Annotated in this window: 7 protein-coding genes and 1 pseudogene; 5 read left to right on the plus strand and 3 right to left on the minus strand. The window is 41.0% G+C overall.

Going from position 1 to position 14,898, the window contains the following annotated elements; genetic code table 11:
• Positions 1–16: 16 nt before the first annotated feature.
• Positions 17–3,208, minus strand: a complete 3,192-nt coding sequence (locus tag C511_RS0100350; RefSeq protein ID WP_024996033.1) for a SusC/RagA family TonB-linked outer membrane protein — start codon at positions 3,206–3,208, stop codon at positions 17–19.
• Between the two features lie 768 nt (positions 3,209–3,976).
• Here C511_RS0100350 and C511_RS0100355 point away from each other — a divergent pair.
• Positions 3,977–5,107: a glycoside hydrolase family 88/105 protein gene (locus tag C511_RS0100355; protein WP_024996032.1), complete on the plus strand. Its 1,131-nt coding sequence runs from the start codon at positions 3,977–3,979 to the stop codon at positions 5,105–5,107.
• 71 nt (positions 5,108–5,178) lie between these two features.
• On the opposite strand, the gene C511_RS0100360 is transcribed toward C511_RS0100355, so the two are convergent.
• Together C511_RS0100360 and C511_RS18220 are read right to left on the minus strand one after the other, a co-directional pair.
• Complete coding sequence (locus tag C511_RS0100360) at positions 5,179–7,272, minus strand: beta-galactosidase (protein ID WP_024996031.1); 2,094 nt, start codon at positions 7,270–7,272, stop codon at positions 5,179–5,181.
• Positions 7,273–7,314: 42 nt separating this feature from the next.
• A pseudogene (locus C511_RS18220) lies at positions 7,315–8,190 on the minus strand (glycoside hydrolase family 43 protein); the annotation flags it as partial.
• Between the two features lie 291 nt (positions 8,191–8,481).
• On the opposite strand from C511_RS18220, the gene C511_RS0100370 reads away from it, so the two are divergent.
• From C511_RS0100370 to C511_RS17125, 4 genes are read left to right on the plus strand one after another with little or no spacing between them, the layout of a single operon-like run.
• Complete coding sequence (locus C511_RS0100370) at positions 8,482–11,367, plus strand: exo-beta-1,4-galactosidase (protein WP_027317629.1); 2,886 nt, start codon at positions 8,482–8,484, stop codon at positions 11,365–11,367.
• Between the two features lie 14 nt (positions 11,368–11,381).
• The gene (locus C511_RS0100375; RefSeq protein WP_024996029.1) at positions 11,382–12,656 is read left to right on the plus strand and encodes a rhamnogalacturonan acetylesterase; all 1,275 of its coding nucleotides are present in this window, start codon (positions 11,382–11,384) and stop codon (positions 12,654–12,656) included.
• A 28-nt stretch (positions 12,657–12,684) separates the two neighbouring features.
• Positions 12,685–14,169: a glycoside hydrolase family 28 protein gene (locus C511_RS0100380; protein ID WP_024996028.1), complete on the plus strand. Its 1,485-nt coding sequence runs from the start codon at positions 12,685–12,687 to the stop codon at positions 14,167–14,169.
• Positions 14,162–14,893 carry a DUF4450 domain-containing protein gene (locus tag C511_RS17125; RefSeq protein ID WP_024996027.1) on the plus strand — a complete coding sequence of 244 codons (732 nt, stop codon included), beginning with the start codon at positions 14,162–14,164 and terminating at the stop codon, positions 14,891–14,893. Before C511_RS0100380 ends, C511_RS17125 begins: the two co-directional genes overlap by 8 nt.
• Positions 14,894–14,898: the final 5 nt, after the last annotated feature.

Raw genomic sequence — 14,898 nt, forward strand, 5'->3', positions numbered from 1 at the left:
GTCATAGCATTTTAAATTAAAAACCAAGCTTCAGACTTAAGGAATAGGTCTTGGTCAACGGATAAGTAGGTGAGCCAGTAGCTCTCGATTCCGGATCGCCCCACATATAATCTGAGATAGTAAGAAGATTATAACCACTAAGTGCCAACTGGCAAGTATTTAGTTTTATCTTCTTCATGAAAGGGAAGTTGAAATTATAGGCAACTTGCAAGCTCTTCAAGCGAAGATAACTAGCATCTTTTTCATATAAAGTTGATGCTGCATAATTGTTTGTGGCATTAACCCAAGTTGCTCTGGGATAAGCTGCACTCTGAGAAGGATTCTCAGCATTCCACGTATTGTCTACATGATACTGCAACAAACCTCCTTGGTTATTTGTGCTGCCACTTACAAACGGACGACGGAACAAATCATCAATTACCCGAGATACATTCCATGCACCCGTCCATTGAAGTGTTACGTCAAAGTTCTTCCAGCTGAATCCCATATTGATACCGGCAAGATATTCAGGGTCATCGGTATAACCAAACTCTCTTGACATATCATTCGTATCAATCTTTCCGTTGTTATCAAGATCCACATACACGCAATCTCCATTTTGCAATGTTTGCAGCTGAGTTGGGAATTCTTGTCCAAAGACCTCTTTATAACGCTGAGGCGTATTCTCATTATAATACTCAAAGAATTTATACAACGAACGCGCGCCGATGCGATGTCCTTTTGCATATTGATATGCGTTATTCAGTGGAGCCTCTTTTTGTTCCACAATTTCGTTTTGGTTATAAGAAAGGTTTAATCCCAAATAATATCTAAAATCTTTCCCTATATTATCGTTCCATTTCAAAGACACTTCCCATCCCCAACTGTCAACAATACCAAGATTTGCAGGAGGTAAAGTGAATCCTAATACGCTTGGAGCTGTACCATCTGACAACAAGATGTCTTTACGATGTTCTTTATAATAATCGAATCCTGTTTTTAGGCGGTCATTCAAAAGGCTAAAATCAACACCATAGTTCTGCTTGAAGGCTTTCTCCCAGGTAACATCGGCATTGTTTCTTGCTTGTTCATAGGCACCTTTGCTAATAGTTCCGTTATTAATACCAAAGAAATAGCCATATCCCAATCGGTTAGGAGCTGTTTCATTGTTTATACCATAGGGATCCGGTTGATACATAAATCGAGAACCACCTATTTTATCATTACCAACAAGTCCCATTGATACACGGAACTTCATATAGTTAATAATGGGTTTTATTGGTTTCCAAAAATCTTCTTCACTGATAACCCATCCAATAGAGCCAGCGGGGAACGTACCAAAACGTTTATCGGGTGCAAAATTTTCAGATCCGTTATATCCAATGTTGAATTCAACCATATAACGGCTTTTCCAATCATAGGTAGCACGGCCTACTAAACCTACATATCCTGCGGGAATATCTGAGTATGTACTAGGATAATATATTTTTGATTGGTTATAAAGTACAAGCCCGGAAACATGGTGTTCACCAAACGTACGATCGTAATTGAATCCGGTCTCCATGTACCAGTTACGAGCTTTGCCACTCTCCTCTTCTTTGTAACTAACCTGAGAGTTTTCTCCACTCTTTTTATAAGCAATAGAGCCGTCACTTCTCAAAACAGGAGTATAGGTAGCAATACTTGCTACACCATTTTTATAATTTGTAAAGCTACCATTATAAGAGCCTTTCACTTTAAATGAAAGTCCTTTGGTTACAAAATCGAGTTTTTGGTTCAGAATAATATCCGAAGTCAACTTGTTTACGCTTGTACTCATAAAGCCGCCACCGTAATAAGTCATACCCGATCCTCCTACGAAAGGCAAACCATATTCTGTAGTAGCATAAACCATCTTTCCGTCCACTAACCCCGGACTTGAGAAAGGAGTAGCCCAATACATATTTTTCAGCATACCTTCGGAACCTTGTCCGGTATAAGGTTTATAAGAGTTATCAACACTACCTCCTAAGTTCAAAGAGATAGTAGTCGACTTAGTAACATCAATATCTAAGTTTGAACGATAGTTAAACCTATTATACTGATAACTTAAGTCGTATGGCAGATCAAATTGCTTAAACAAGCCATTCTGAGTGTATGCACCAGCCGAGATAAAATAACGCACAGACTGTGTTCCACCAGTTATATTAATATTGTGCTGTGTTTGAATAGCAGCATCTTTCAAACAGTATTCTACCCAGTCAGTATCAGGAAAACGAATAGGGTCCGAATGATCTTTGAATTTCTGAATCACCTCATCAGAAAACATAGGAGCTGCATTGGGATCATCATTCTTCTGCATTTTATTGTAGAATAACGCATAATCATAAGCATTTGCCTTATCAATAGTCTCGGTAGGAGTTATAATACTAGCTGAAGTTGTAATTGATATTTTTGCTTTCCCTTCCTGACCACGTTTGGTTGTAATTAAAACAACTCCATTAGCTCCACGTACACCAAAAACAGCCGTAGCTGAAGCATCTTTCAATACAGTGATACTCTCAATTTCATTAGGGTCAATTTCATTAAAGCTTCTTTCCACTCCGTCAACCTGAATTAAAGGCCCTGAATCTCTCCATGTTGCTTGCCCACGTACAAAAATAGTAGCAGCATCTTTACCCGGTTCACCAGAGTACTGTACTGTAGTAAGCCCTGTCAACTGACCCGACAGCATATTTGATACGGAGCCGGTAGGTGTCTTTGTTAGTTCGCCTCCTTTTACACTGGAAATGGCTCCCGTTACAGTAACCTTTTTCTGAGCACCGTAAGCAACGATTTCTACTTCGCCTAATGCTAGAGCACTTTCTTCCAGAATAACTTTCATGTTGTTCTTTGCCTCAACCGTCTTTGTGTCGTAACCGATAAAAGAGATTACTAATTTGCTTCCGGCAGGAACTGTTAGTTTAAAGACTCCATCCAAATCAGTTATCGTACCAATGGTTCCACCGCTCACCTTTACGTTAGCTCCGATGATAGGTTCTCCTTTTGAGTCCTCAACAACACCACTAATGCTAATATTTCTTTGTTGCTGAACAGCATCTACTGAAGCCTTCACCGCTTGAGGAAACCCAAACAGCGAAAAGAAAAGAATAAAGCAGAATAAGGAAGCTGGAAATTGATGCATTCCTTTTAATAGCCACCGAGGCATCCCGGGGTAACACAACAGACTTAGTTTTCTTCTGTCTTTCATACCATAGTTATTAAGTTAAACAATGTTTTTAATATGATTTATGCAAATATTTATTTGTCGGTTTGTTCACACATCCTTGTATGTAACGCCATATTAAATAGTGTTGCAAAGTTCCCTCTTTTCTAAATAAAAGCAAATGGAGAAATGTACAGATGCATAGAAATTCCTATTTGTACATCAAATAATACTATTCAATTTGACTGAATACTATTTAATTTGATTTTTATATAGCATAAGCATATAAATAAAATAAGCATTCTACTTTAAATCCCAAACATCAATTATATTTTCCTCCTATTAAAATCTTTCGTATACCCGGGTGTAGGGTATTCGTACACCCGGATCTACAGATCGTGTACATGGGGGTGTACAAACTGTGTACATCCGGGTGGAGACGAAATTTGCTCACCTGCAAAATAAATCGCATAAGGGTACTGATGAAAATCCTTATAAATAAGTAATAAACAGCTATAAACTTGTAAGGAATCACTGCGAAAAAGTTGGTGATACTTGGTGATACTTGGTGAGGCTTTTTTTGAGGCAAGTATCACACAGAAGATTCTGTATATCAACCGATTAAGGCGTTGGTGATACTTGGTGATACTTTTTTTCATACTTTTTATGAAGAGCTACAGCTCAATTTGAACCAAATTAAATGCAAACGTATGATTTTCCATTCTCCCTATCGCCCGCTAAACATTATCTTTGCCCTCAAGGACATTGATAAACGAATAAAGCCTCAAAATATAACTAGTAAACAATAAAATCATGAAGAACAAAATTCTATTTTCATTCATCGTATTGGCAGGCATGGCTATATCGAGCGCAATGGCTCAGGTATTGCCTAGCAAACAGGAGACTTTAAAAACGCTCACGCTTGTAAATGGCTATTTTATGAAGAAATACGCTGATTACACCTTGCCTTCTAAAACAGACAGAGTACGCCCCAGTAATATATGGACCAGAGGAGTGTATTACGAAGGATTGATGGAACTATATAAAATATTCCCCAAAGAGGAGTACTATCAGTATGCCTACGGATGGTCTGATTTTCATAAATGGGGCATGCGCAACGGAACTACTACCCGCAATGCAGATGACCAATGTTGCGGACAAACGTATATTGATCTTTATAACATTTGCCCAACTTCACCTGCTATGTTGAAAGACATCAAGGCTTGTATGGATATGCTGGTAAATACACCTCAGGTAGATGACTGGACATGGATTGATGCCATACAGATGGGAATGCCTGTGCTTGCCAAACTAGGAAAGCTAACCGGTAATACAGCCTATTTCGACAAGATGTGGGATATGTACGCCTACAGTCGTAATACGCACGGAGGCGGACTTTTTAACCTGAAAGATGGTTTGTGGTGGAGAGATGCCGATTTTGTGGCACCTTACAAAGAGCCAAACGGTGAAGATTGTTATTGGTCAAGAGGAAACGGTTGGGTATATGCTGCTTTAGTCAGGGTAGTAAATGAGATTCCAAAGAATGAAAAGCACCGGGCAGATTACATCAAGGATTTCATTACCATGAGCAAAGCATTAAAAGCTTGCCAGCGCTCAGATGGTTTCTGGAACGTTAGTCTGCACGATCCTTCCAACTTTGGAGGGAAAGAGACAAGCGGAACGGCCTTGTTTGTGTATGGAATGGCTTGGGGCATCAACAACGGTATATTAAATAAGGCAGAATATCTGCCGATCGCACTAAAGGCATGGGATGCGATGGTGAAAGAAGCAGTTCACGAAAACGGCTTTTTGGGATACGTTCAAGGAACGGGAAAGGAGCCTAAAGACGGCCAGCCTGTTACCTATACAAACATTCCCGATTTTGAAGATTACGGTATAGGTTGTTTCCTGCTGGCAGGAACAGAGATATACAAGCTCAAATAGTTATGTTTTAACTGGTTAAAGAAACGCAGGTGAGCTATGGCATTGGTCCATCAGTTCACCTGCGTACTTTTTTAATTGTTTAGTTTAAAAACCAAAACACCTGCGGTTGATATCAAGGTATTGCCAATCAAGACTTTGGCTCCTTTAGGCAGAGTAAACTGATAAGGCTGGTCTGAATAATTAAGCACTATCCCCAAGCCATTTCTATATTCCATCGTTACTCCATAAGGTAAACTCTGAACGCCAATTCCCAAACGGGCGTATAATTTCTTAAGTATCTCGGCTTCCAATTTACCATCAAAAGAATCAACTCCTACATAGGTGACTGAACCTTTTCCTAATTTATAGTGTGTTACAGCCGGTTTGCCATCGTAGAATTCTTTCTGGTAGGTAGCCCATACTTCTGATGTTTCTCCGGGAATGAGTATCTCACCCCATGTATTCCATTGGTATTCTTTACCGTCCATCTTTACCAGACCGGGGTCACCGGGAAGCAGCAAATCATAAAAGTCCATCTTGTTTCCCGTCAGACCATTAATCAAAGAGCCAAACGCAGCTTCCGGCAAACGACCGTAGCGGTCTTTCTGGGCTGTGCGACATGTCACCACTAAATTTCCGCCCTTACGAACATAGTCTACCCAGCGACTAACGAGTGGCTCGTCGGCCAACTGATAGGCCGGTACAATCATGACCGGATAGCGGTTAAAATTTTTCTCTTCTGTTATAAAATCAACCGGTGCACCAAACGATTTCAATGTACGGTAGTACTTTTCAATGTGAGCCATGGTATTCCATGTGGCATTCTGCTTTTGCCTTTCAATGCTCCATGCATTTTCGTGATTGAACAAGATAGCTGTGCTACGTGCCACATAATCCGACGGTTTATTATTATACGCTGTAGCTTCTTTACGAAGCAACCTGATTTCATTGATAAATTGCTCGTATTCTCTTCCACCGGGAGTCACCGTTACCCCATCTGTACCTACTATGCCATAATGATATTGCTCCGTCCCATACAACGGCTGACGGTAACGATAGGTGCACACAAAGTCACTGCCACCGGCAAAAACACTCCACAACCAAAGCCGCACAGCTCCGGGTAGAGGTTGCGGGTTAATACTTCCCCAGTTCACTTGTCCGGGTTGAAGTTCCATTACTCCATAGGTACCATTAAGCGGACGGAAAAAGTCATTTGCCCAAGCTATTCTCAACGGATTACCCACCCGATAGCCTCTGCGGCCGATGCCTTCATTATCTCCATAAACCATGTATCGGGTGTATGAAACAAAATCCAGATCTTTGCTGCCGCCAATATGCCCTTCATCGTAATTGGGAATGTAGTTGGTGGTTACCCACTGGTTTTGAGCATATTTCTTAATCAACCGACATTGTTGATTCAGGAAATCATTGGTTTGGAAAGCTGCAAAGCGTCTGTAATCCAAAATCTGATGGTGATTCATAAACATCTGGCTCATTTTAGGCAGTGTTATTTCATCAAAAGATTTATAATTCTGACTCCAGAATGAAGTACCCCAGGCCTCGTTCAGTCTTCGGATGGAGTTCTGATACTTTTGTCGGAGGAAATCACGAAAAGCAATTTCAGCCTTCAGGTTATAATCAAACTGCACCGCAGGCTCGTTATCGAGTTGCCAACCTACTATCCGAGAGTCGTTTCCGTAATGCTTAGCCAATTGCTCAATCATTTTGTAGGCTAACTCTCTGTATATGGGAGACGCAAAAGAGGCGTGTTGACGAGCACCATGATCGAGTATCATGCCGTTTTCCTGCTTTAACAGAATTTCCGGGTACTTACGGCTCAGCCATACCGGAGGAGTAGCGGTTGAGGTACACATAATAACCTTCAAGTCATATTTGGCTGCCAAAGCCACAGCTTTATCCAACCAGGCAAAGTCATACTTACCTTCTTCAGGTTCTAACTGGGCCCAAGCAAATTCAGCAAAATGAGTAAATTCAAACCCCAGTTCGTGCATTTGTTTGAAGTCACGTTCCCATTGTTCCGGGTTCCAATGCTCCGGGTAATAATACACGCCGGTCAAAGTAAGATCTTTCTCTTTGAACCATTTACCCCCTGCCTGCCTCGCTGCCTGGCACAGGGAAGTGCCAACGAGTAGTGCTACGAAGGATGACAATAAAAAATGTTTCATACGTATTATTTTTGAGATTATTTATTCACTTTGGTAGCTCTTCAATTTCTTTAAAACACTCTTCTTTACCTTGAAAGCTGTTCCGTGTCGGGTACCTTTGGGAAAGGTAACCAAGTCTGAAATGTCTTCCCAGTTTTGACGGTCTTTTGAGCGTACCGCTCCATACTTATGTTCACGGTACTTATCAAAATACACATACACATCGTTGCCTACAAGTAAAGGAGCCGGACCTTCAGCCCAGTATTTACCGGTAATGGGTGCGGACACTTCTATTGGGAAACCGTCTTCTATTTTACTACAAGTAGTAATACGCAAATTCTTTTCCGGAGGATTGGAATTTTCATTCTTCACAACCATAAGTAGTTCACCGTTCTTATCTTTAAGAATAGCAGCATCAATAACACTGAAGTCGGGATTGAAAAACATTTTGGTTTCGGAAAATTCCCTGAAGTCTTTCGTTGTAACATAATAGATGCGGTGATTCAGTCCCTTTTCACTTTCACTGGTAGGTATTTCCTTGTGTCTTCCCGGCAAGGTGGTTGCCCAGAATATATAAAAGGTTTTGGAAGGCTTATCGTAAAACAGTTCGGGAGCCCAGCAATTGTGAGCACCCGGTTCATGCATCATAACGGGTATTGCTCGCTGTTCAGACCAATGTATCAGGTCTTTGGAAGAAGCATATCCAATGATACGATCTGTCCAGCTCGAAGTCCAAACCATGTGGAAGGTTCCATCGGGTGCTTCACAGATACTCGGGTCTCTCATCAGTTTATCTTTTCCCACCTGAGGTGTCAAAAAAGACTTCCCGTTATTCAAGGCTGTCCACTTCAACCCGTCATTGCTATAAGCCAAATGCAGTCCGTCTTTACTATCATTAATAAAATAGGAAAACAAATAAGCATTCTTCTGTCCCCACATAGAGATCCCGCATAAAAACAAAAAACACAATAAAACACTCTTCCTTTTCATAATATGGTCATTAAAATTTATACATACATCAACCATACAAATATAGCTTAATCTGTTAGAAAGCAAAAATACGGACTCCTTAAAAGCCATTCATATTGATTGAAAATACTGTAATATCGTACAAATGAATATAATAACATCCCTTTTCATACGAATTTCTATCATTATGTACATCTTTCTATTAGCGCAAAGAGTAAAACTGCATATTTTAGCATTCCGTTAATTTCAAATGCGCTTATTATGCAAAAAATCTTTTTTACAGCTTTATTGCTTTTCGCAATCATAACAAACATCGTTGCCCAAAATGCCACCGATATTAGTGGCAAATGGAAGTTCCAAATAGACAGAAATGATATGGGGATAAGAGAAAAGTGGTTTGCAAAAACGTTGCAGGATGAAATCAACCTGCCCGGCTCTATGCCCGAAAAATTAAAAGGAGACGATGTGACCGTTCACACCAAGTGGACAGGTAGTTTGTATGATAGCTCATACTACTACAACCCTTACATGGAAAAATACCGTGTTGAAGGAAACGTAAAGCTGCCTTTCTTTCTAACACCCGATAAGCACTATGTGGGCGTAGCTTGGTATCAGAAAGAAGTGACCATTCCTTCAAACTGGAAAAACAAACGAATACTCTTGTTCTTGGAGCGTCCGCATATTGAAACCACCTTATGGATCAATAATAAGGAAGTGGGCACACAAAACAGTCTCTGTGTGCCTCATGTTTATGACATCACCCAATGGGTATCTAAGGGGAAATGTCGCGTTTCCATCAGGATTGACAACCGCATTAAAGAAATCAATGTGGGACCGGATTCTCACAGTATAACCGACCAGACACAAGGCAACTGGAATGGAATTGTGGGGAGAATGGAGCTACAAGCTACCCCAGTGACTCACTTTGATGACATTCAAATATACCCCGACCTCCAAAACAAAAAAGCAAACGTAAAGATTAAACTGGTAACTGGATTTAATCAGGATAACGTTCAAATAAGACTCTCGGCTAAAAGTTTCAATACAGGAAAACAGCATGTTGTTCCGTCCGTATCAAAGGATTTCATCATCAAAGAAGGAGTTCTTGAATGCCAGATGGATCTGCCCATGGGCGAGAATATGCTAACTTGGGATGAGTTTGATCCGGCGTTATATAAATTACAAGCCGAATTGATCAGCAAGCACGGAAAAGAGAGTAAAACAGTACAGTTTGGTATGCGTGAGTTTAAGATTGAAGGTAAATGGTTTTATGTAAACGGTAATAAAACAATGCTTCGGGGTACTGTAGAAAACTGTGATTTCCCACTAACCGGGTATGCACCGATGAGTATCAAAGAATGGGAACGGGTATTCAGGATCTGTCGCAAATACGGTTTAAACCACATGAGATTCCACTCATTCTGTCCTCCGGAAGCAGCATTCATTGCTGCAGATCTGGTAGGATTTTACCTACAACCTGAAGGACCTAGCTGGCCCAATCACGGTCCGAAGCTGGGACTGGGACAACCCATTGATAAGTATCTGATGGAAGAGACGATCAGACTCACCAAAGAATACGGTAATTATGCCTCATACTGCATGCTGGCGTGTGGAAACGAACCTTCGGGAAGATGGGTAGCTTGGGTTAGTGACTTTGTTGATTACTGGAAAAAAGCAGATTCAAGAAGAGTTTATACAGGTGCTTCTGTAGGCGGAAGCTGGCAATGGCAACCGCGTAACGAATACCATGTAAAAGCAGGAGCCAGGGGATTAAGCTGGGTGGGTTCCATGCCTGAATCGAATTCGGATTACAGGCAGCGAATTGACTCCGTGAAACAGCCTTATGTTTCTCATGAAACGGGGCAGTGGTGTGCTTTCCCCAATTTCAATGAAATAAAGAAATATACGGGAGTCAACAAAGCCAAAAACTTTGAAATATTTCGTGATCTGTTGAATGACGGCAAAATGGGTGATAAAGCACATGACTTTATGATGGCATCTGGAAAGTTGCAAGCGTTGTGTTATAAACACGAAATTGAGAAGACGCTCCGTACACCCGATTATGCAGGTTTTCAGTTATTAGCCCTGAATGATTATTCCGGACAAGGTACTGCTTTGGTAGGACTACTGGATGTTTTCTTTGAAGAGAAGGGCTACGTAACATCCGAACAGGTTCGTCGTTTTTGCAGTTCCACTGTTCCATTGGCTCGAATCGATAAATTCGTTTACACCAACAATGAAATTTTCAAGGCTAACATAGAAGTGGCTCATTTTCATAAGAATCCCCTCAAAAATGCGCTGGTTACGTATACAATCAAAGATAAGTGGGGCAAATTATTTAGCAACGGAACCGTATGTACCAAAGACATCCCAGTTGGGAATTGCTTTGAACTGGGACTAGTTAGCTGCGATTTAAAAGACATTACTGAGCCTGTACAACTAAATCTGGAGGTAAGGATAGAAGGTACAGATGCTGTTAATGACTGGGACTTCTGGGTATACCCCGAAAAGGTAGAAATGAATCAGGGAGAGGTTTATGTAACAGACTCTCTAGATAGTAAAGCACAACAGATACTTGAACAGGGCGGCAATGTATTGATAACAGCAGCGGGAAAAATTTCATACGGTAAAGAGGTGGTTCAATACTTCACTCCTGTGTTCTGGAATACTTCTTGGTTTAAGATGCGTCCTCCGCATACCACCGGTATATTGGTAAACGACAAACATCCGTTGTTCAAGAACTTCCCCACTGAGTTTCACAGCAACTTACAATGGTGGGAATTACTCAATAAAGCTCAGGTAATGCAGTTTACAGAATTTCCGGATCATTTCCAGCCATTGATACAAAGCATTGATACCTGGTTTGTGAGCCGAAAAATAGGAATGTTGTTCGAAGCTAACGTTCTGAAAGGGAAATTGATAATGACAAGTATGGATCTGACCAGTCGCCTTGACCAAAGAGTGGTTGCCCGACAGATGTACAAGTCTGTTCTGGATTACATGAACTCAGATAGTTTCCGTCCGGCAGAACAAGTCGACATCGAAATCATTCGGAATTTATTCATAAAAAAAGCGCCTAAAATTGACTCTTTTACAAAAGATTCACCCGATGAGCTGAAACCGGTGAAAGGCAATAAAGGCATATAAATAATCTACTAATTATGAACAGATACACATTACTGGCTGCATTATGGCTTAGTGTTACCGGCTACGCCCAGCAAACAAGTTTTTCATTTTGTTTTGATGGAAACAAGAAAGATGAAAAGGCATTGCAAATTACTAAACAACAAGTGTTTAGTGAACAAACGGGGTACGGATACGACTTACAGTCGGCACCTGATTTGAAAGCAAACAAGCCTTTCTATTTTTCCGTGGCGGTTCCCGATGGCAATTACCGTGTAACAGTTACGTTAGGTTCAAAGAAGTCGGCCGGAGTAACCACAGTGCGAGCAGAATCACGCAGGTTATTCATTGAAAATCTGCCTACACGAAAAGGAGAATTCGTGCAACAGTCATTTGTAGTCAATAAACGCAATACAGAAATTGCTCCGGGTGAATACGTGAAAATAAAAGTTCGCGAAAAGAGCAAGTTGAATTGGGATAATAAACTAACGCTGGAGTTCAACGGAGATGCTCCCCTGCTTTCCGCTCTTACCATCGAGAAAGTCAGTGATGTACCCACTATCTTTTTGTGTGGCAACTCTACTGTAGTAGATCAGGACAACGAGCCTTGGGCTAGCTGGGGACAAATGATCACTCGTTTCTTTGACGACCAGGTTTGTGTTGCCAATTACGCCGAATCGGGTGAATCGGCCAATACATTTATTGCTGCCGGACGATTGAAGAAAGCACTCAGCCAAATGAAAGCGGGTGATTACCTTTTTATGGAATTCGGACACAATGATCAAAAACAAAAAGGGCCCGGAAAAGGTGCGTACTATTCCTTTATGACCAGTCTGAAAACCTTTATTGACGAAGCTAGAGCACGTGGTGCACACCCCATTCTGGTAACCCCAACCCAAAGGAGAAGTTTCGATGAGAGAGGAAAGATTAAAGATACACACGAAGATTATCCCGAAGCCATGAAGTGGCTGGCACACAAAGAAAACGTGCCTCTCATTGATCTCAATTCAATGACCCGTGTACTTTATGAAGCAATGGGTGTTGAAAATTCCAAGAAAGCATTCGTTCATTATCCTGCCAATACGTATCCGGGGCAAACAAAAGCATTGGAAGACAATACACACTTTAATCCTTACGGAGCATATCAAATCGCACAATGCATCTTGCAGGGTATAATTGATCAGAAAATGCCTTTGCAGAAATACATAAGAAAGGATTTTAAAAGGTACGACCCTCATCATCCCGACGACATCCATTTATTTCACTGGAACCTGAGTCCTTTTGCTGAAATAGAGAAACCTGACGGCAACTAAGTAAATATAAAGCATAACGATTACATTTATGAGGAAAATTATTATAAATACTCTTGCGATCTTTGTCACAATAAGCCTACACACACATGCCCAGAAAAGAGGTGAAGTACCAACATTTCAATGGGGAACCACGGGCAAACAAATAGATCTGTCGTGGGCAGCGGAAGTGGGTAGCAGAGTAGAGGATAACCAAAGTACAAACACATTTAAGGTAAAAGATTTCGGAGCACAGAACGACAGCAATTACCTGAGTACGCAGGCTATACAGAAAGCAATTGATGCCTGTAGCAATGCAGGAGGAGGTAAAGTGCTTTTTGAGCCGGGATATTATCAGACCGGAGCATTGTTCGTCAAAAAAGGTGTTTACTTACACATTGACACCGGAACCACTTTACTGGCAAGCACAGACATCAATCAGTATCCCGAATTCAGGTCTAGAATTGCAGGTATCGAAATGGTATGGCCATCGGCTGTAATCAATATCATTGATACGCAGCATGCTGGTATAACGGGAGCAGGTACAATTGACTGCAGAGGTAAAGTCTTTTGGGACAAGTATTGGGAGATGCGGAAAGAGTACGTCCAAAAAGGTCTTAGGTGGATTGTTGACTATGACTGCAAACGGGTTCGGGGCATTCTTGTTTCAGGATGTTCTGATATCACGTTAAAGGATTTTACGCTGATGCGAACAGGCTTTTGGGGAATACAAATATTGTACTCCAACCATTGTACATTGCACAAACTCACTGTAAACAACAATATTGGCGGGCACGGACCTAGTACCGACGGCATTGATATCGATTCTTCTACTTACGTGCTTATTGATGGTTGTGACATTGACTGTAATGACGATAACATCTGTCTGAAGGCAGGAAGGGATGCCGACGGATTACGGGTTAACCGCCCCACCGAATATGTAGTGGTTCGTAATTGCATTGCACGAAAAGGAGCCGGACTGATTACTTGCGGAAGCGAAACATCCGGAGATATCAGGTATGTATTGGGGTATAATCTTCAGGCATACGGTACTTCTTCTACACTCAGGCTGAAATCGGCTTTGAATCGGGGAGGAACTGTTGAATACATATACATGACCGACGTGATTGCCGATGGCGTACAAAATGTGCTGGCTGCTGATTTGAACTGGAACCCCAGCTACAGTTACTCCGAACTGCCGGCAGAATATGAAGGAAAGGAAGTACCTGAGCATTGGAACGTAATGCTGCAAAAAGTTGAGCCCGTTGAAAAAGGGTATCCTCATTTTAATCATGTATATTTGGCCAATGTAAAAGCCACCAATGCCAAACAGTTTATTTCTGCATCGGGATGGAATGATTCACTCACGTTGAATGATTTTACGTTATACAACCTCGATGTTGAGGCAGAAAAGGCCGGTATCGTAGCTCATACAAAGAAATTCAGGTTAACAGATATCAAGCTAAAGATTAGCGACAATAGCCAAATTGAATTTAACAAGAACAGTCAGCTAAAAAAGAACATTCGTTATGAGTAAATTGCTTACTATCAGTTATTTACTGGGCGTATTCTTAATTTCCGTACCGGTTTTTGCTCAAGACAAGAAGGATTTTCAAAGAGTAATAGGTGGTGATGTTAAGAGCTCCAGAATTTTAGCTTGTGATCATCCTGAGTTTTCATTTCACTTACCTGAAATGGCCGGAAATCTTCATTTCGGTATAGAAAACCAAGGCAAAAATAAATGGCTGAAAGATTTTACTCAAATAAAGACGAAAGAGAGCAAGCAGAAGATTATTTATAAGATCAAAGATGAGTTTATAGCAAAGGCAGAACTGATTATTCGTGTCACAAACCTATCTCACACAGATGGAATTATATTAGAAGCGGAAATCATTAACTTACCTGCCGAAACTTATTTAACTTGGTCTTTCGGAGGGTGTTACGGCGTAGAACTGGCCGATAAAACAGACAGTCATTTAAAACCCTCGTATTGCAAAGACAATGTGTTCAGCATAGAAGGGAATGCATTTACCTGTTACTACGGAGAAAGCATGAAGCTACGAGTTATTCAGGGAATAGCTCCTCTCAGTTCTGAACTAAAGCTATCAGAGACATACCGGCAAGGTGCGCCGGCCTTATCGGGACGCACGCCTCTGAAAAACGGAGAAAAACTTTATCTCTGTATTTACAAACAGAACAAGCAAGCCGATTATAATTATTACATGCTGCGAGATCTCTTTGAATACGAATACAATAAATAGCAATA

Origin of the sequence: Bacteroides graminisolvens DSM 19988 = JCM 15093 (assembly GCF_000428125.1) — a bacterium.
In the GTDB taxonomy this organism is placed as follows: domain Bacteria; phylum Bacteroidota; class Bacteroidia; order Bacteroidales; family Bacteroidaceae; genus Bacteroides; species Bacteroides graminisolvens.